Source organism: Vibrio sp. 03_296, assembly GCF_002265885.1.
Genome location: NZ_NPKW01000070.1, coordinates 20384 through 40030 on the forward strand (window position 1 = coordinate 20384; position 19647 = coordinate 40030).

General features: G+C 47.9%; 17 protein-coding genes. 13 read left to right on the forward strand and 4 right to left on the reverse strand.

Features of this window, described 5'->3' with window-relative positions:
• Positions 1-6 precede the first annotated feature (6 nt).
• From CIK04_RS08705 to CIK04_RS08725, 5 genes are all read left to right on the forward strand, one after another.
• Positions 7-1032, forward strand: coding sequence for an imelysin family protein (locus CIK04_RS08705; RefSeq protein WP_176463307.1), 1026 nt, complete (start codon positions 7-9; stop codon positions 1030-1032).
• Complete coding sequence (locus CIK04_RS08710; RefSeq protein ID WP_097352780.1) at positions 1013-2107, forward strand: DUF1513 domain-containing protein; 1095 nt, start codon at positions 1013-1015, stop codon at positions 2105-2107. The genes CIK04_RS08705 and CIK04_RS08710 overlap by 20 nt, the downstream gene beginning before the upstream one ends.
• 82 nt (positions 2108-2189) lie before the next feature.
• Complete coding sequence (locus CIK04_RS08715; RefSeq protein ID WP_038941635.1) at positions 2190-3746, forward strand: murein L,D-transpeptidase; 1557 nt, start codon at positions 2190-2192, stop codon at positions 3744-3746.
• A 163-nt stretch (positions 3747-3909) separates the two neighbouring features.
• Complete coding sequence (locus CIK04_RS08720; RefSeq protein WP_038941634.1) at positions 3910-4455, forward strand: YcbK family protein; 546 nt, start codon at positions 3910-3912, stop codon at positions 4453-4455.
• A 69-nt stretch (positions 4456-4524) separates the two neighbouring features.
• Positions 4525-5181 (forward strand): MBL fold metallo-hydrolase, encoded by a 657-nt coding sequence (locus CIK04_RS08725; RefSeq protein ID WP_026050641.1) that lies wholly within the window; start codon positions 4525-4527, stop codon positions 5179-5181.
• Between the two features lie 73 nt (positions 5182-5254).
• On the opposite strand, the gene CIK04_RS08730 is transcribed toward CIK04_RS08725, so the two are convergent.
• A complete protein-coding gene (locus CIK04_RS08730; protein ID WP_097352779.1) occupies positions 5255-5923 on the reverse strand; it encodes a DUF2982 domain-containing protein in 669 nt (222 codons plus the stop codon).
• A 248-nt stretch (positions 5924-6171) separates the two neighbouring features.
• Between CIK04_RS08730 and CIK04_RS08735 the strand changes: the two genes are divergently transcribed.
• From CIK04_RS08735 to CIK04_RS08760, 6 genes are all read left to right on the forward strand, one after another.
• Positions 6172-6570 carry a hypothetical protein gene (locus tag CIK04_RS08735; protein ID WP_017421904.1) on the forward strand — a complete coding sequence of 133 codons (399 nt, stop codon included), beginning with the start codon at positions 6172-6174 and terminating at the stop codon, positions 6568-6570.
• Between the two features lie 445 nt (positions 6571-7015).
• On the forward strand, positions 7016-8104 hold the full coding sequence (locus CIK04_RS08740; RefSeq protein ID WP_097352778.1) for a TRAP transporter substrate-binding protein: 1089 nt from the start codon (positions 7016-7018) through the stop codon (positions 8102-8104).
• A 124-nt stretch (positions 8105-8228) separates the two neighbouring features.
• Positions 8229-8768 carry a TRAP transporter small permease subunit gene (locus CIK04_RS08745; protein ID WP_017421903.1) on the forward strand — a complete coding sequence of 180 codons (540 nt, stop codon included), beginning with the start codon at positions 8229-8231 and terminating at the stop codon, positions 8766-8768.
• Between the two features lie 10 nt (positions 8769-8778).
• Positions 8779-10065, forward strand: coding sequence for a TRAP transporter large permease subunit (locus CIK04_RS08750; RefSeq protein WP_097352777.1), 1287 nt, complete (start codon positions 8779-8781; stop codon positions 10063-10065).
• Between the two features lie 111 nt (positions 10066-10176).
• Positions 10177-11532, forward strand: coding sequence for a cache domain-containing protein (locus CIK04_RS08755; protein ID WP_011080111.1), 1356 nt, complete (start codon positions 10177-10179; stop codon positions 11530-11532).
• The gene (locus tag CIK04_RS08760; RefSeq protein WP_039468368.1) at positions 11525-12163 is read left to right on the forward strand and encodes a response regulator transcription factor; all 639 of its coding nucleotides are present in this window, start codon (positions 11525-11527) and stop codon (positions 12161-12163) included. The genes CIK04_RS08755 and CIK04_RS08760 overlap by 8 nt, the downstream gene beginning before the upstream one ends.
• Positions 12164-12235: 72 nt before the next feature.
• On the opposite strand, the gene CIK04_RS08765 is transcribed toward CIK04_RS08760, so the two are convergent.
• Positions 12236-12721, reverse strand: a complete 486-nt coding sequence (locus CIK04_RS08765; protein ID WP_017421900.1) for a MarR family winged helix-turn-helix transcriptional regulator — start codon at positions 12719-12721, stop codon at positions 12236-12238.
• A gap of 397 nt (positions 12722-13118) precedes the next feature.
• Between CIK04_RS08765 and CIK04_RS08770 the strand changes: the two genes are divergently transcribed.
• Positions 13119-14690: a BCCT family transporter gene (locus CIK04_RS08770; protein ID WP_026050643.1), complete on the forward strand. Its 1572-nt coding sequence runs from the start codon at positions 13119-13121 to the stop codon at positions 14688-14690.
• Positions 14691-14880: 190 nt separating this feature from the next.
• Complete coding sequence (locus CIK04_RS08775; protein ID WP_097352776.1) at positions 14881-16764, forward strand: methyl-accepting chemotaxis protein; 1884 nt, start codon at positions 14881-14883, stop codon at positions 16762-16764.
• 112 nt (positions 16765-16876) lie between these two features.
• On the opposite strand, the gene CIK04_RS08780 is transcribed toward CIK04_RS08775, so the two are convergent.
• Together CIK04_RS08780 and CIK04_RS08785 are read right to left on the reverse strand one after the other, a co-directional pair.
• Entirely contained in the window at positions 16877-17593 is a 717-nt protein-coding gene (locus tag CIK04_RS08780; RefSeq protein WP_045595249.1) for a 3'-5' exonuclease, read from the reverse strand.
• Positions 17594-17596: 3 nt separating this feature from the next.
• Positions 17597-19474, reverse strand: coding sequence for a DUF294 nucleotidyltransferase-like domain-containing protein (locus CIK04_RS08785; RefSeq protein WP_053543101.1), 1878 nt, complete (start codon positions 19472-19474; stop codon positions 17597-17599).
• Between the last annotated feature and the right edge of the window lie 173 nt (positions 19475-19647).

The window sequence follows — 19647 nt, forward strand, 5'->3', positions numbered from 1 at the left end:
GTGGTAATGAAGGCCATACAAATTTCACTTGCAATGAGCGCGGCGCTGCTCTTTGTCGGTTGCCAATCAACAACAGACTCGCACAAGGTTTCACAACATCGTAGCGACGCGGTTTTCCATATCGAACGAGCGGCAGCAGCCACTTTGGCTCAAGAGACCACAGAACTTGTTAGCGCGTTTGTGCATTACTGCCAGTCGCCAGAGGCGGACATGGACATCGTCAAGAAACAGTGGCACCGCAGTATGTTGAGCTGGATGGCGTTGCAAGGTCAAGAACGCGGTCCTGCAGCGGCGCTTGAGCAAAGCTGGAACGTACAATTTTGGCCAGATAAAAAGAACACCACCGGACGCAAAATGTCCGCATTGATTCAGCAGAACAAAACATGGAAAGTAGATGACATCGCGGCACAAAGCGTGACGGTTCAAGGGCTGGGTGCGATTGAATGGCTACTTTATGATGAAAGTTCAGATCTCAGCCGAAATGCTCAAACTTGTCAAACTGGGGTCGCGATTAGCCGTCATCTCAATCAAAACACGCAACGTATTTCGGATGCCTGGTCAAGTAATCCTTGGGCATCACTCAATGAACAAGAGTGGCACTCAGAGTACATTTCACTGCTGTCAAACCAATTGGAATATGCGATGAAAAAGCTGAGCCGTCCGTTAGCCAATATTGGTCAACCTCGCCCTTATTTTTCAGAATCATGGCGCTCTCAAACCTCGCTTTCCAATCTAAAAGCGAACGTGAAAGCACTGAAAGCGCTGTATTTGGCCAACGGAGAGGGACTAGACGCTACATTGAGGGGAATGGATAAAGTAGAGTTGGCAGATCGAGTGGTGAATCAGTTTGATGTGACTCTAGCGACTTGGCCTGAGCAAACGAGCTTATTTGCAGCGTTGCAAGACAAAGAAGGCTATCGAATGGCGTTGACTCAGTTACGTAAATTGGAACAGTTAAAGTACCTCATCCACGATGAAGTGGCGGTCGAGTTAGGTGTCGTCATAGGATTCAATGCAACCGATGGTGACTAACGAGCAACGACGAACCTTATTAAAAGTTGCACTGTTTGGTGTGAGTGCGCCGCTCCTGCCTTTTGGCTGTGCATCAACCAATAAAGATGCGAGACAAGCTGAACCCGCATTGGTGGGATGCGCGATTCGTGGGCGTCACCAATATACAGCGGTAGTGGCTGATCAATATGGCCGACCACTACAGCAGTTGCCGCTTCCTGAACGTGGCCATGGTATCGCCACCAATGCACATGGTCATGCGACGGTATTTGCACGTCGTCCGGGTAGTTTCTTCATGGTGTTTGATTATCACTCGGGAGAAACCATCCATCTGCAAAGTGCTCATCCCGAAAGGCATTTTTATGGCCACGGCGTCTACTCCCTTGCAGGGGATTACCTCTTTGCCACCGAGGGAGAGCGCAGTACAAGCCGAGGTATCATCGGTGTGTACGATGTTGGCGACCGTTATAAAAAAGTCGCGGAGCTCAGCGGATTTGGTATTGGCCCTCATGAAGTGATCATGATGCCTGATGGTGTATTGGCAATTGGTGTTGGCGGCGTTCATACCCTTGGTCGCGCGCCATTAAATTTGGACACCATGCGGCCATCGTTAAGTTACCTCTCACAACAAGGGAAACTGTTGGAGCAAGTTGCTTTATCGGATCCTAAGTTAAGCATTCGGCATCTCGCTCACGATGGTGCGGAAACGGTGTTATGTGGTCAGCAGTATCGAGGTGAGCCGGATGAGTATCCATCGCTGTTGGCGATGCACACTCGTGGAGGAGAGATGATTCCATTGCGTGCTGAACCAGAGCAGTGGGCTCGTTTTAATCATTACATCGCCAGCATTGCGGCAACATCCGATTGGATTTTGGCCACCTCACCGCCGGGCAACTGCTATGGTATCTGGTCTAAAGCCACTGGAGAATTGGTGGAGTTAGCCGCACTGCCTGATGCCTCAGGCGTGGTTGTTTACCAAGATCAGTTTCGCGTGAGCTCTGGGGCTGGAAAAGTGATCACCACATCGGTCCAGATGGGCAGTGCTGAGATTCAATCGAATATTCAATGGGATAATCACTGGTCAAAACTATTGTGAGTGACTTCGCTTAAAATCACACCTCTGTTCTTTGGGAAATTTGCCATACTTACTGAGTGGATTGAGTTCTCAAGGAGCAGAGATGCGGTGGCAACGAGTGTTACTTATGATAGGCATTTTCTTCTCTAGTCCTTCTTGGTCACTGAGTGGATTGGAAGAGAAGCAGTGGTTGGATGGAAACTCCGCCGTGTTTGCCTATGTTCAGTTTCCTGAGTATGTTGAGCGCTTGTATCAAGGCAATCATCATCGACTCATTTGGTCTGACAATGAAGCGACCTCGCAACTTGAGTTCCAACTAGAACTGATCAAAACCGCATCTGTTAGCCCCTATTTTGACCACCAAATTAGTAAACTGAGACGTTATAAAAACGAGCAAAAATGGTTTGAGTATGACATTGTTGCCACCGACCTGTTGCTTTCCTACATCAGCTATTTGGAAAAACTTCCCCAACATGGCAAAGAGTGGCTCTTTACGCAGCCGTTAAGCCAAAGTTTGCCCGCGCCTTCCTACTCATCAATGAATCGTTTATCTGCAGATATTCAGGCTGGGTATTTGGCAACGTTTGTTCGGTCATTGCGTTCGCCTTTACAGCGCCATCAGCAGTTTGCCAATCGTTATAGTCGTTTACTAAAGGCGCGAGATCACGCCGTGCCGCTTTTTCATCAGGTGGGTTTATTGAAGCTGGGGGATAAACTGCCCGATAGAGCCAATTTGATCAAACGTTTAGAAGTGGTGGGTCTTGAAACCAGCCATTTGAAGCGGGATATCAAATACTACGACACGCAGCTTGAACTGGCGGTGAAACAATTTCAAAAAATGCATGGGCTGACGCAAGACGGTGTTGTCGGGCCTATTACCTTAAAATGGCTTAACATGACTCCCGCTCAGCGGCTGCACTCGATGGCGTTGAACTCTGAGCGTTCGAGACTTTGGCCAGAGGAACGAGATCTGCTGGTCTTGGTCAATGTGCCAGGCTATGAGATGAAGTTTTGGTATAAGGGCGAGGAGATCTTTGAATCCAAAGTGGTGGTTGGCAGAAAGAGCCGAAAAACGCCGATTATGGTGGGCAAGATGGATGGGGTGGTGCTGAATCCCGTATGGAACGTGCCGAAAACCATTATGGTCAAAGATATTTTGCCGAAAGTGAAATATGACCAAAGCTTCTTAACCAAACAAAATATTGAAATTATTGAAGGGTGGGACTCGCAAACCGCGGTGAATCCACAAACCATTGATTGGACAAAGGTGTCACTCAAATCTTTCCCATACAAAATGCGTCAACTGGCCGGAGATAAAAACGCGCTAGGGCTGTACAAATTCAATATTCCCAACAAGCGTGCGATCTTTTTGCACGACACTCCGTCGAAAAGTTTGTTCCAAGAAGACAGCCGAGCGTTCAGCTCTGGGTGTGTGCGGGTTCAAAATGCCGATCAGTTTGCGCTGCAATTGCTGAAAACCCAAGGGTTGGAGGAGGAGCTCTCTAATTTAGCCACTCGGCAAGAGGCCAACACTATGATCCCCCTCAGGCGTCGGATTCCGGTGCATATCATCTATCAGACAGTGTGGTTTGAAGGGGAAGAGCTGAACTACCGCGATGATATCTATCAGTACGATCTCGTGGATGATCACAAAGGCTGAAAATTGAACAAAAATTTACATAAGAAAAAAAGAGTGTTTACTCAATAACTAATCACTCTTTTACCGAAGTTTGCCCTATTTGGGCGCGTTTTATGCATTTGACGTGAAAAATACCTTCCGATAAGGTTCGCTGCTGAAGTAATTTTTAGTGGTGACTTTATTCATGTCTGATCAATATTCTCGACGACAATTTTTACGTATGACCGGTGGGGGGTTATTGCTGGCGTCAGCCATGCCTAAACTTGCAATGGCGTCGTATCCTGATCAGCCTCGTACTCTTGCGTTCAACAATCTACACACAGGTGAGTTACTTGAAACTTGCTATTTTGACGGTTCGACTTATCTGATTGAAGAGTTGGCGCGTATTGACAAGATTTGCCGAGATTTTCGCCAAAACGAAGTGCACCCAATGGATCGCCGTTTGTTTGATCACCTGACTCAAATTCAAAAACTGATCGGTACAGAAAACGAAGTGCAAATCATTTCAGGTTACCGATCGCCACAAACGAACGCTGCGTTGCGCGCTAAATCCTCTGGTGTGGCGAAGAAAAGCTACCATATGCTTGGACGGGCCATCGACTTTCGCCTTGATGGCGTGAAGCTTTCAACGGTGCGCGATGCCGCTTTGAGTCTCGAAGCCGGTGGGGTCGGGTACTATCCGGGCAGTAATTTTGTCCATATCGACACGGGTCCGGTTCGCTCTTGGTGAAGGGTCACCTTGTTTTTCGACGCTTCCGGTGTCATAGTTTCGCCCAGTTCGAAATTGACCGAGGTTGCTATGGCACTTAAATATCAGATTGTTCCCGTTACTCCATTTGCACAAAACTGTTCGATTGTTTGGTGCGATGACACCATGAAAGGTATCGTCATCGACCCAGGTGGCGATGAAAAGCAACTTGCTGTGATCATCAAAGAATTGGGTGTGGAAGTGGTCAATTTGGTATTAACTCATGGCCACTTAGATCACGTTGGTGGAACCGAGCGTCTGGCTGAAATGCTTGATGGTATCGAGATTGTTGGTCCTCATAAAGCAGACAACTTTTGGCTACAAGGTCTGGAAGGGCAAAGCCAAATGTTTGGCTTTCCGTTGACAGAGGCGTTTGAACCAAACCAATGGCTCAATGATGGTGACGAAGTGCGTTTTGGCAATCAAGTGCTGCAAGTACTTCATACTCCTGGGCATACTCCGGGTCACGTGGTGTTGTACAGTGAAGAGGCGCGTCGTGCGTTTGTCGGGGATGTGCTATTTAGTGGCAGCATTGGCCGAACGGATTTCCCTCAAGGTGATTTCAATACGCTGATCGCGTCAATCAAAAATAAGCTGTGGCCACTGGGCAATGACGTCACCTTTATTCCGGGTCATGGTCCGGAATCTACGTTTGGGCACGAGCGTCGAACCAATCCATTCGTGGCTGACGAAATGCCACTGTACTAACTGCTACGGTACTAGCGGTTTTTATCGTGTAAGCCAGCTAAGGAGACAACTCGTCGTGTTTCTTTGGTTGGCTTTATTGATCGGGTTCCGCCGCCGCTAAGTAGCGCCTTGCTAGGCCAACAAACTCTGCTGCTTCTCTATCCAAATCTTGCGCTGAAATAAAAATATCGTAATCGAAAAAACGTCGTTGATATTTCATGCGATTCGCCAGCATCGCCTGTAAACCCGTGTGCTCTATCCCTTGCTCATCAATATATGGTTGGGGATCCAATACCATCTCTTCAAATCGGCTTTCGCACTGATGTTGTCGCGTGCCGAGGTAAAGCAGTGCGCGTTGGCTGAGCAGAATTTCCGTCGAAACGCGAGGGCAGATCGCCATCAAATAGGGTGAGTAGCGCACCAGTTTGATGCCAATCCACGGCAAAGGCTGATGCCAGCCTTCCGATTCATAGGTACAAATGCCAATTTTTTCGATGTTCTTCCATTTTACAACCCAACCACCTTGAAAGAGATGTTGCTGGAAGTGCGTGGGCGTGAGGGTATAGGCGACGGTGCTGCGTTGTATCAGGTAGACACCAAACAGCGCAATGGTGATGAGCAGGCCAACAGAGAGCAGCGCTTGCGGCCAGCTTGGAGACAGAAGCAAGATCAAACCGCCGACAATCGCAAATACCACCACCAGCCCTTTAACAAAAACTGAGCTGGCGAGTTGGTAGCGGTTTGACAACTGGAGAGTTTGCATTGTACTCCTTAACTCGTTTTGAGCCGTTAGTGCCGGAGGCGGAATGATGAGAACGATAACGACATTTTACGTTTGGATACCCAATTAAGTTCATTATCTTATTGATTAAAGAATAGTCTCTCTCCGCTCATAACGCATTTTTCGCCACTGTTCACTGCTTAAGCCTACAAATCGAGCTGAAATTTTGGTATAAAACGCGCTTCAAATTTTCATCCCTGCTGATAAGCAGTGAACTGGAGACACATTTAATGAGACTTGCTCATAAGCGTAAAGTGCAGATGAAACTGCAAAAACGCATTAAAGCAGCTGTAGCGAATTTGGCTGCTGCATCAAATACAGTTAAGCCAGCTGCAGAAAAAACCGTTATCTCTAAGTCAGTGGCTGAGAAAAAAGTCGTTGCGACCAAAGTGGCTGCTTCATCTGCAGTAAACACAGAGATTTCTCTGACGCCTAAGCAGCAACAAGTGCTGGATATCGTTGCCGCCAATGCAGAAGGCATTAACCCGAAAAGCATCGGCCTTGCAGCAGGTCAAGAAGATGCTAAAGCGGCATCTTGGGCGACTGGCGCACTGAAAAAACTGCTTGAAGATAACCTAGTGCAGAAAGAGCAGCTTGTAGGTAACAAGGTGATCTACAAGTTGGCGTAATGCGCTGATTCGCCTAGGCGGTTTGTCATCGAGTGTGACGAATACTCAAGTAAGAAGCCCCCAATTGATTGGGGGTTTTTTCTGTCTTTCATCTTTCTCTGACCTTTTTTGAAGCATCATTTGGTTTCTGATGCCTACATGTTTGTATCGAATTCATCACATTTTAGACAAAGCTTGTTAAATATCTTTGCTGATACTACCTACGTAGTTCTTCTCTATCTGGTATGTGTTATTGAAGAGTGAAGTCTAATAAAGACAATCTCATAGCAGAGCTTTAGTCAATATCCTACGTGTTTATACGTATTTGCGTGAGCTGGAGTAGGTTGCCACTTCCCTTTCCCTTGCGTGTTCCTGCCGATTAACAAAGTGTGTTTTTTGTTTCATGTTTAACATGAATTTCCAATGTCAATTGATCCGACATGAATAAAAACAAAGGACGTGAAACATGAGTCTTATCCAAAGAACGATAAAACGAGTGCTAAAAACGACGGCGGTTGCGGCCGCGCTCGCTTTAGTGGCTACCACTGCAAACGCTGCTGATAAAGTCTATCGCTTGAAACTGGCAGAAACTTGGGGGCCAAACTTCCCAATTTTCGGTGATGCTACGAAAAATATGGCCAAAATGGCGGAAGAGATGTCAAACGGCCGTTTGCAAATCCGTATCGACTCTGCCAACAAGCACAAGGCGCCACTCGGCGTGTTTGATATGGTGAAATCGGGTCAATACGATCTTGGTCACTCGGCGTCTTACTACTGGAAAGGCAAAGTGCCGAATACGCTTTACTTCACTTCCATGCCGTTTGGCATGCTACCAGCGGAGCAGTACGCGTGGTTCTACCAAGGCGGTGGGATGGAGTTGATGGAGAAGGTGTATGCACCGCATAACCTGCTGTCGTTCCCTGGCGGCAATACCGATACCCAGATGGGCGGCTGGTTCCAAAAAGAGATCAACTCGGTCGATGACTTACAAGGGCTGAAAATGCGCATTCCAGGTTTTGCCGGTGAAATCCTAGCTGAACTTGGTGCAAAACCAACTAACATTGCCCCGGGTGAGCTTTATACCTCACTTGAGCGCCGTACTATTGATGCGTTGGAATGGGTTGGCCCGTCACTTGACCTGCGTATGGGCTTCCACAAAATTGCCCCTTACTACTACACCGGTTGGCATGAGCCAGGCACAGAACTTCAATTCTTGGTGAACAAACGCACTTGGGATGGTCTGCCTGATGATCTGAAAGCGATTTTAAAAGTCGCAATGAAGACCGCGGCCTATGACATGTACGTTCAATCTGTGCATGAGAGTGGTAAGAACTGGGCGTCGATTAAATCAGAATACCCGAATGTTCAGGTGAAAGATTTCCCTGCGTCGGTGATGGCAGCGCTTCGCACGGCGAATGACAAATTATTGAAAGAACATGCCGCGCAAGATGCGTTGGCAAAAGAAATCCAAGAGTCTCAGGCGGCTTATATCAAGCAAGTTCGCCCATGGACCGATATTTCTGCCCGTGCTTATCTCAATAGCCAAGCACAGTAAGAAATTCGTCAGTTCCCCCTGACGAGAAGCCCAAGAAAAGCTCGAACCGTAAGGTGAGAGCACACCAAAAAGCTCCGCTGGTACTGCTAAGCGGAGCATCTTTCAAAGTTCCATGGAGTAGGGAATGAGAAATTTAATTTACATTGAGCGTCTCTTTAACCGCTTTGGCGATCTTCTAGGATGGCTTTCCAGCGTGCTGTTTATCTTGCTGCTGGCTAACGTTGTCTACGATGTTGTCATGCGCTATGTGTTCAATGACGTATCCATCGCTTTCCAAGAAATGGAGTGGCATCTATTCTCAGCGGTCTTTTTGCTCGGTATTCCTTTTGCGCTGAAGTCGGGTGGTCATGTTCGCGTTGACCTTTTTTATGAGCGCTTATCGCATCGCGCGCAGGCTATTATCGACTTGCTCGGCACGATCTTTTTTCTATTTCCATTCTGTTTGCTGGTGGCTTGGTTCGGTATCGATTTTGCCAAAGAAAGCTACGCCTTAGGAGAAACATCGGGTGATCCCGGTGGTTTGCCTTATCGTTGGGTGATTAAGGCGATCATTCCACTTTCTTTCCTTTTCATGGCAATAAGTGGTGTTGGTCTGCTTCTTCATTCACTCAATAAAATCGTTAACCCGCATCTTATGCATCCATCTCCATCAGATAAGTCGTAAGGAAATCAGGATGATCGGTATAGTAATGTTTTTTGTAGCCTTGTTTGCGCTACTGCTTGGTTTCCCTGTGGCATTTACCTTTGGTGGTATTGCGCTGTTGTTTGGTGTTTGGGCTGAAGGGGTTGAAATGTTTGCCTTCATGCCGTATCGCATTCAATCCATCATGGAAAATACGGTGTTGATGGCGGTGCCGCTGTTTGTCTTTATGGGATTGGTGCTGCAGAAAACTCGTCTGGCAGAACAACTGCTTGAATCTATGGGCAAGCTGTTTGGCAGTGTGCGTGGTGGTTTGGCGATTTCAACCGTGTTAGTAGGCGCACTTCTGGCTGCCTCAACAGGCGTTGTGGGCGCTTCTGTGGTAGCGATGGGGCTCATTTCGCTTCCGGTTATGCTGAAGTACAACTACGACAAAGGGCTAGCGTGCGGCACCATTTGTGCGTCCGGTACCTTAGGGCAAATTATTCCGCCTTCGATTGTCTTGATCCTATTGGGTGATGTGCTCGGCGTGCCAGTGGGCGATCTGTTCCAAGCGGCAGTGTGGCCGGGAATTGTGCTGGTGGGCGTGTATGTTATCTATATTTTGATTTATGCAAAATTAAATCCAGAAGCGGCTCAACCGATGGAGCGCGATGATACCATCAGCCGCAAGCAAGAAGTTGTCAAAGCGTTGAAAGCGGTGATCCCACCTTTGGCTTTGATTGTGGTGGTGCTTGGTTCCATCTTTGCCGGTGTAGCAACACCCACCGAGTCTGCTGCGTTAGGTGGCGCGGGTGCGATTGTGCTGGCCATTCTGTACAAGCAATTTAGCTGGGGGATGGTTTACGATTCAGCCAAAGAAACCGTCAAAGTCACCGCGATGGTGTTTGCCATCTTGCTAGGGGCGACGGCATTCTCCATGGCCTTTACCTACACCGGTGGCGACGAGCTGGTGGAAGAGTGGATGCTGGCTATCCCGGGTGATAAGTGGGGCTTCCTCGTTATCACGATGTTGGTGATTTTGATCCTCGGTTTCTTCATCGATTTCGTTGAAATTTGTTTCATTATTGTGCCGATTCTAGCGCCTGTGGCGGAAATTTTGGGCATCAATATGACTTGGTTTGCCATTCTAATTGCGATGAACTTGCAGACATCATTCTTGACGCCGCCTTTTGGCTTTAGCCTTTTCTACCTCAAAGGGGTCGCTCCTGCGGGTGTGACCACCCGAGATATTTATCGCGGTGTGATGCCATTTATCGGCTTACAAATACTGGTGCTGGCCTCACTGCTGGTGTTCCCATCTTTTTATGGCATGGGTTAGATCGCTAATTTGTTGGATTTGTGAGCCAAAAGTTTCAATATTGGTTCCGTAGTTGATAGAGTAAAACTGCTTCCAAGGAGTGGAAGCAGTTTCTTTATTAGGGACTGAAGTATGCCACTGAAAGTTAAGTTAATTCTGCTAACATTACTGCCACTGTTGTTGGTTTCTGCCAGCATCAGTTGGATCTCTATTTATCAAGCGAAAACCTTAGGGCATAAGGAAGTGGCGATTTTCAAACAGAGCTTGATAAAGTCGCGTGAAAGCGCACTGAAAGACAGTGTCGATCAAGCATTCGATGCCATCTCTTACATCTACAACAACCCTGATTTGTCTCAAGAGGAAGCGCAGCGCCGAGTCAAAGCGCTGTTGACGCAAATTCGCTATGGTGCGGATGGCTATTTTTTTGCGTACGACAAGCGGGGCACAAACTTGGTTCATCCCATACTGCCCGAACTTGTCGGACAAAACTTACTGCATATCCAAGATCAAAATGGTGACCACTTGATTGAAGCGCTGTTGTATCAAGCGCAAACGGGTGGTGGTTTTCACCAGTATTTATGGCAGAAACCGTCAACGGGGGAGACGGTCCCGAAACTCAGTTATGCGGCTTGGCTGGATAAATGGGATTGGATGATAGGGACGGGTCTGTACATTGAAGACATCAGTGAAGAAGTGGCGAACATGCAGGCCGCAATCAATAAAAACATTGAAACGACATTCTTCTCGGTGGTGGTGATTTTGTTGGTCACGGTGTCGGTCATCGTGGTGCTGACGTTAGCCATTAACCTGCACGAACACCGCTTGGCCGATAAAAACCTCAAAGAGTTGGCCCACAAGACGGTGATGTTTCAAGAAGATGAGAAAAAACACCTCGCTCGAGAGCTCCATGACGGGATTAACCAACTGTTGGTTTCAAGCAAATGTCATTTGGAGTTGCTGGCGCACAAGGTGCAAGACCCGTCGCTAAAAGTGCATCTCGATAAATCTCAACAATCGCTCACCACGGCCATTAACGAAGTTCGTCATATCTCACATCAGCTTCGCCCCAGCGCGCTGGATGACATTGGCCTTGAAGCGGCGTTATCGAGCTTGATGCAGGATTTTCGTTCCCATTCGGGCATAGAAATCGACATTTTGTTCGATACGCAAGATGGCCGTTTAAAATCCGAGGTGGCCACGACACTCTATCGGGTGGTACAAGAGTCGCTCAACAACATTGAAAAACACGCAGGCGCGAAAAAAGTGACGGTGATTTTGCAGCAGATGGGCAATATTCTTCAGTTACTGATTCGCGATGATGGCTATGGATTTAACGTCAGTGATGCTTTACGTAAACGAGGCATTGGGTTAAGAAATATGAGAGAGCGAGTGGAATTCATTGGTGGTGATTTTGAACTAATGAGTGAACCTGGCTTTGGGACTGAAATAACGGTGTTATTGAATTTAGATGGATTGACCTATGGATAAGCCAATTCGAGTTGTAATAGTCGATGATCATCAAGTGGTGTTGGATGGGTTTATGGCTCGATTGGAAATGGAGCCGGAAATCGAAGTGGTTGGTACCGCAAGTAATGGTTTGGAAGCCTTGGACGTGGTGAAACAGCATAAACCCGATGTGGTTTTGATGGACATTAGTATGCCCATTTTAAATGGCATTGAAGCCACCCGAATGATCAAAGCGGAGTGGCCTGAGGCCAAAATTTTAATGCTGACTATGCATGATAATCGCGAATACATCATGAAGGTGATGCAAGAGGGCGCAGTCGGTTACATGCTCAAAGAAATATCAGCGGAGAAAATGGTGCAAGCAATCAAGACCGTCAACCAAGGCTCTACCTATTTCTGCGAATCGGTCACGCAAACCTTGTTCACGCAAGAAATTGTCCCCGCGGCCCAAAGGCCAAATCCACTCAGCCGTCGTGAAGAAGCGGTGTTAAGACTGGTTGCACAAGGACACAGCAGCAAGAAAATTGCGACGTTACTGGAGATCAGCTATCGGACGGTTGAAACGCATCGTCATAACATCAAACATAAATTAGATTTGAATTCGACAGCAGAACTGGCGAAGTATGCGCTAGAGCAAGGGTTGATTGAATAGGGGGAGTGCCCCTATTCAATGTTGCAAATATCGCGTCTTCTTTGAAAACATGCCTGCAATGGGTTAGTTGTATTAAGACTCTTGCTCAGTTTTGGCGATGTTGCCAATTTCAAGAATAGGAGCAACGTCTATTTGCTCCGCACTCATCATACTAGAGATGCGTTGCACTGAAGAGAGTAGCAACGACTGCTCCCATTCCTGCAGTTTTTGAAATTCAGTCACAAAGTTTTCTTGCAATGGCATGGGTGCTTGCGCAAGCAGCGCTGATCCTGATTCTGTCAATATCGCGTGGACCTTTCGCTTGTCCTCTTGGCTACGTACACGCTGCACATGACCATTCCTTTCTAGGCGATCAAGAATAGTTGTCGCCGTGGCTTGGCTCATGTTGGTGTGATTAGACAACTGACGGATGGTCACCTCACCCAGATCTTTTATGGCCCGCATCAAGATAAGCTGTGGCGCGGTCAGCCCAGACACCTTGTTCAGTTTCTTTGAATGGAGATCGATCGCGCGAATGATTTGACGAATTGCGATCAGGACTTCTTCATGTTTTTCCACTATGGCCAGCCTATCCGATTTTTACTGTTGGGGGGGGGGATTTGTACATATCGCGATTGACTCGATCCTAAGTCGTTGAATCCCTGTATACATCAAGGGGAGGCATTTGAAATGGACGAGGCAATAAGAAGCCCATTTTAGCGCATCTTTTGGTAAATTTCACTTCGTTGTGTAATGTTTAGATGTCGAATTATTTGTTGTGCCGTTTTACTTGTCATATTGTTCCGTTAATTGAGTTTTAGACCGGATATTCGGTGGTAATTTGCATTTGGTGTGTGATTTCTGTTAGGGTATTAGCCGATTTGAAATGATAAATGTGTTGTTCTCTAACTAATATTGGGCTGTATTTTCAAAATTAGTTAGTGTCTTTTGAAAAGTTATCGTTAAGTGAGTGAGAATGACAAAAGGTATAGATAAGTACAGTATTGACAGTACGGACTACACCGTTGGACAAGATAATGTTCAGCGTTGGGGGTTCGATGTTCACAACCCAGTTTTCGGCATCAGTGCTGGATTAGTGGGTCTATTTTTAGTTGCTGCATTAGTGTTGGATGCGCACACGATGAAAACCGCTTTAGACGGTATTAAATGGCAAATCATCGGCGCGTTTGACTGGTTGTTTATTTGGTCGGGCAATATTTTCGTCATCTTCTGTTTGGCTTTGATCGTTTCTCCGTTAGGCAAGATTCGTTTAGGTGGTCGAGATGCGGTAGCGGATTATTCCTTCCTATCTTGGATCGCTATGTTGTTTGCCGCAGGCATGGGAATTGGTCTCATGTTTTGGAGTGTCGCTGAACCAGTGGCTTACTTTACGGGTTGGTATGAAACACCACTCAATGTGGCACCGAATACACCAGAAGCGGCCAAATTAGCGTTAGGCGCGACCATGTTCCACTGGGGATTACACCCATGGGCGATTTATGGTGTCGTTGCGTTGTCGTTAGCTTTCTTTGCCTATAACAAAGGTTTGCCTTTGTCGATGCGCTCTATTTTTTACCCTTTGCTGGGCGATCGTGCATGGGGTTGGGCAGGGCATTTAGTTGATATTTTGGCGGTTGTCGCCACCTTGTTTGGTTTGGCAACCTCGTTGGGACTGGGTGCTCAACAAGCCGCCAGCGGTATTCACCATGTGTTTGGTGTGGAAGCGGGTCTTGGCCTACAAATCGCGGTGATCACCGTGGTGACTTTACTGGCTGTGGTTTCGGTTGTTCGTGGTATTGATGGCGGTGTAAAAGTCATTAGTAACATCAATATGCTGGTTGCTTTTGCTCTATTAGCGTTAGTTGGCCTGATTGGTTGGGCGGTCAGTGTTGGCTCCGTTTCTACCACCTTAAGTGCCTATATTGAAAATATTATTCCTTTGAGTAATCCAATTGGTCGAGAAGACGAAGCTTGGTTCCAAGGTTGGACTGTCTTCTACTGGGCCTGGTGGATTTCATGGTCACCGTTTGTAGGCATGTTCATCGCGCGTGTATCAAAAGGTCGCACTGTGCGTGAGTTTATGACGGCGGTACTGATTGTACCCACGGCGGTAACGCTGCTTTGGATGTCAGTGTTTGGTGGTATGGCGATTGACCAAGTGATTAATGGCATCGGCGAGCTGGGTGCCAAAGGGCTAACCGATGTTCCGCTGGCGATGTTCCAGATGTTTGATCAGCTTCCATATGGCACTTTACTGTCGGTTATTGCAGTGGTGTTGGTGTTGGTGTTCTTTATTACTTCGTCGGACTCAGGTTCGTTGGTGATCGATTCCATTACCGCAGGCGGTAAAGTGGATGCACCTGTGCTGCAGCGTGTATTCTGGGCCTTTATGGAAGGCGCGATTGCCGTTGCTTTGCTCTGGGTCGGTGGCACCGAAGCGATACAAGCACTGCAAGCGGGGGCGATTTCTACCGCATTGCCATTTACCTTTATTTTGCTTGCGATGTGTGTCAGCTTGCTTATGGGTATGCGCACCGAGAAGCAATAAGCATTCATTAATCTCTAGCCGACCTCTCTGGTCGGCTTTTTATTTGTCGTACGGTATAAAAATGACACTGATAATTGCATGGATAACAAAGACTTAACGTACTCTGTTTGCTGTAATAATTAGTGCATCAATAAGGGATTCTGTGTAATATCGCAGGCGAAAATTTGTTCCCCCAACAAGACCTTACGACATGAAATTAACCCTGAAACAAAAGCTCATAGGCGCAAGCCTATCGGCGGTAGTGATCATGGCTACCGTTTTGACTTGGCTGTCTGCTGGACAGCTGTTTGATCAAACCCGTAATGGCGTTTATGCTCGAGCAGAAAGCTTGGGTGTGGCAGCCTCACAAGGCATTTCTGACTGGATTGCGATTCGTAAAGACATTGCTCGCGCGTTTAACGATTACAGTGAAGAAAGCGATGTGGTGCCGTTCTTGCAGCAAGCGCGCAAAGCAGGCGGATTTGACGATATCTTCTTAGGTACGCCAGCTGGTGATATGTACCGCTCTCATCCAGAGCGTAATCGCCCTGATTATGATCCTCGTGTTCGTCCTTGGTACAAGGATGCCACAGCTGCAGGCAAACAAATCATTACCACTGCTTATCAAGATGCCATCACCAATGCGCTACTGGTGACCATTGCAGAACCCGTCAACCGTGGTGGCAAAATGGTGGGCGTTGTTGGTGCTGACGTTCTTATCGACCAACTGATCAATGACGTTATCAACCTCGATGCAGGTGAAAATGCTCATGCGATGCTTATCGATACACAAGATGGCACTTTCCTCGCACACCCAGACAAAAATCTTGCGCTAAAGCCCGTTAACACTTTATTGAAACAATTTACTTTGCAAGATATCGAGCGCTCTGCGTCTCAACGCAATATCGAAGAAGCGACCATCAACGGCAAACCTAAGCTTTTCTACTTCACGAAGGTGCCTGAGACACCTTGGATGTTCGCGATTGAAATGGACAAAGTGACCGAGGAAGCAAGCCATAGCCGATTATTGCGTGAAATGGTGATCACAGCAGTGTTGATCACCATCGTGGTGATTGTTGCGGTTTCTTGGTTGGTGGGCTTCTTGTTCCGTGACCTAGGTCGTGTATCTAAAGCACTGGAAGAGATCGCTTCAGGTGAAGGTGACCTAACGCAACGTCTTGAGCCTCGCAGTGATGATGAAGTGGGCAAGCTGGCGGAAAACTTCAACCGTTTTGTCGGCAACATGCACACCATGGTGAGCAAGTTGAGCGCCGTTTCAGCTTCGTTGTCTGAGCAGGCAAAAACCACAGCAATGCGAGCGGAAGAGCGTAGCCAGCGCATCTCTCATCAGCAAGATGAGATCAACATGGTGGCAACGGCAGTGAATGAAATGGCAGCTGCAACGCAAGAGATCGCGGGCAATGCCGACCACACGGCGCAAAATGCGGAAGAAGCGGTTTCTGCCTGTGTGCATGGCTCTGAGCAAGTGACACAAACTCAAGGTTCGATCCAAAACTTGGCGAAAGAAGTGCAAGTGGCAACCAGTGTTATCCAAGAGTTGGAAGCACACGGCAATGCCATCAACACCATTCTTTCTACCATTCAAGGGATTGCTGAGCAGACCAACTTACTGGCACTGAACGCAGCGATTGAAGCGGCGCGTGCGGGTGAGCAAGGTCGTGGTTTTGCCGTGGTGGCTGATGAAGTTCGCGTGCTAAGTCAACGTACCCATGCTTCGACCAAAGAAATCCAACACACGATTGAAATGCTGCAAGGCACAACCGTTCAAGCGGTGGGCATTATGGACGACAGTCGCCAGCTAGCGGGCACCAGCGTTGATGATGCGAACTCGGCGGCGGTGAGCTTGACGCAAATCCATACCGCTGTTGAGCGTATCAGTGATATGGCCACGCAAATCGCGTCGGCGGCAGAAGAGCAGGCCTCTGTTACCACCGAGATCACACGTAATACCGAAGGGATCCGCGACGTCTCTAACGAGCTCGCGTACGAAGCGCAGCAAGCGGCTTCTCAAGCTGCGATGCTTTCTGAGCTCTCACACGAGCTGGAACAGGAAATCCGACGCTTCAAACTGTAAGCGCTGTTGCTACACACCAAAAAGGAGCTGGTCATTCAGCTCCTTTTTTATGCTCGAAACTTGAGGATTGTTCTGCGTTCTTGGATATCGCTGTTCTTGGTTTTTGCCTTGACTATCGCCACAGCGCCGAAACAGGCGTTTGCGAGGAAAAATGATGGGCGATCTGCGCTTGGAACAGCTCGGCGGTGGCAATGGCATCGGTAAGAGCGTGGTGCGCGGAGTAATCGGGTAGACCATAGCGACGACGACTTTGGGCTAAGCGGACTGAAGGCAGCGATTTCCCTTTGAGTCGATTCAACCAGCCGCCAAATTGCTGTTTTGCCCACTGACTTTCAATTTCCATGGTGTCGATCAGGGGAAACTCAATGCCTTCATTGATTCGCTTACGTAACGCGCTATCAAAAAATGGTCGCTCAATATGTTGGTAGTGAACCACTACCACTTTTCCCGCGAGGCAATCAAGCACTTCATCCAGTACGTCGATTAAGTCGGGCGCGCGCTGAACTTTGCTGTGCGTAATACCATGAATGACCACGGACTCTTCATGCAACTGGGCTTCCGGTTTGACTGTCCAATAGCGTGCTTGTTGCAGCCGTATTCGGTGTAAATCAAAGGGTACCAGCCCAATAGAAAGAATATCGTGTTGATTGGGATTTAAGCCAGTGGTTTCAAAGTCTAAGGCCACCAGTGGTGTTGAGCCTATCACTGTCTCGCCCGAGACGGGGGGTGATTGATAAAATCGGCGCAAGCGCGCATCGGCAACTCGCTGCTGCTTTTGCAGGAATTTGTGCTGCCATTCAAGCTTGGTGGGTTTGAGTAAAGAGATCATAAGCTACTTAAAATGGCTAGAGGCTTGGTAACGAAACTTCAAGAAGTTCTGCGCGTTACTTAGAATCTGAAACGCATCTTTTAACGTTCGGCGCTCAAAGTCGGACAGATTTTCCGGCTCAATGTTGTTGTCGGGTTCATTGTCATTTGCCACATCAATCGCTTGATGGCGGATCCGTACCATGGAGATGAACTCCAAGGCATCTTTAAGATTTTGCGCACGACCTTTAGGCAATATGCCCGCATCGATAATGTCATCAAGACGTTCAAAGGAGTTTTTCGCCGTTGAACCGACGGCAAGCGCGTGGACACGAATCAAATCGGCCAAAGGTGCGGTGCCTCGACGTTTTAAGTTGATCGAGTTGTTATGTCGACCGTCTTTTTCCATCACAAAATCTTTGAAAAATCCCAACGGTGGGGTTCGATTCAAGGCGTTTCTTGCTAAACAGGCCAGAAAACGTGGATTGCCTTTGGCACGTTTGACGACAAACTCGGTCAGTTGGTCCGCCCATGCGACTTGGCCGGACACTCCGTCAAGGTCAAAGAAAATCGATGCGTTGAGCAGCGCTTTGGGATTAGGATTGTCAATCCAATCGGCAAAGCAATCTCGCCATTGGGCCTTAGTCATACGCCAGATCGGGTTAGTGGCCATAATATCACCAGTGCAATACTGATAGCCGCACTCATTGAGCGCATCACACACAATATGAGCAAGCTGCTCAAAGTATTGGCCGTGCACGCTTTCTTGATAGCTGTCATCCAAAATAATCGCGTTATCTTGATCGGTCACCAGCAGTTGCTCGTCCCGTCCCATCGACCCCAGCGCCAAAAAACAGTATCGGATGGGGGGAGGCCCCAACTCTTCCTCAGCCAATTCGATAATACGCTGCTTAAAGCTTCGCCCAATCACCGACATCGCACTGCCGACCATATGTGAGTTGGCATCCTCGTTGACCAAACGCACGAAACTGGCTTTCACTTCTTGAGCGATTTGCGCTAACCCTTCAAAGCTTTGTTGCTGGAATATCCGGCTAACGAGCAGCAGAGAGTTTTGCGATTCATAACGGACAATGTCTGTCGCTTCAATAATGCCCAGCAGTCGGTTGCCTTGCAAAATGGGCAAGTGATGAACGTTATGGCGTAACATCGTGAGCATTGCTTCATAGACGTAGGCATTGTGATCCAATCGAATCACCTGTGGCGTCATAACCGATGCCACGGGTTCATTGGGGGATTTTCCTTGAGCCACCACACGAGTGCACAAATCTCGGTCGGTAACGATTCCTGCGATAGGATCGTGGTTTTCTTCATCGGCTGTTTGTAACACTAAAAGCGAAGAGACTTGTTCATCGGCCATTCTTTGCGCAGCGGTTTGAATGGTCGCGCTGGCATCAATGGTGGGGGCGGTTCGAGTGAGTAGGGTGCGCACTTTGGAGGTGGTGAGATCATTCGCCTCATTTACCCCTTTCACCGCTTGGCGAAGCCGTGTGGTTTGTTCCACTTCCACAAAGTCAGCGAAGCAATCGTGCTGTTCATACAACTGCTGAAATATCGCTTCAGGAATGGTGTACACCAAGCAATCTTTGATTGCCGTTACGGGGAAGCGCACGCGGTTATTGGTCAACAGGCCCATCTGTCCAAACAGCGCCCCCTCATCGAGACGATTATAGAGTTCGCCATTTCGGCGGTACACTTCCACCACGCCACTTCTGACCAGAAACAGCTCGTGGATCTCGTCGCCGGCGTTAATGATGGGGGTTTGGCTGCGGTAGTAGCCAATCTCGATGTGATGGGCGACGTGCTCCAAAGTTTCATGGGGCAGCTCGCTGAAGGGCGAGTGAAGGGAAAGAAAGTGAAGAATGTCGCTTAATTCTGCTTCCATAATCAAACCTTTTGGGTTTTGAGCCTATGGTGACCCGTTGTACGCATAAGCACTCCATGGTAGCGCAATTGTGCTTTGAGCTAAATGCAATAAGCCAAATTTCTCGGAAAATGAGCCACTTCGCGTATTTCGTTGTCGATATCGTCTACCCTTAGTTTAGGTAAACGCCAAGG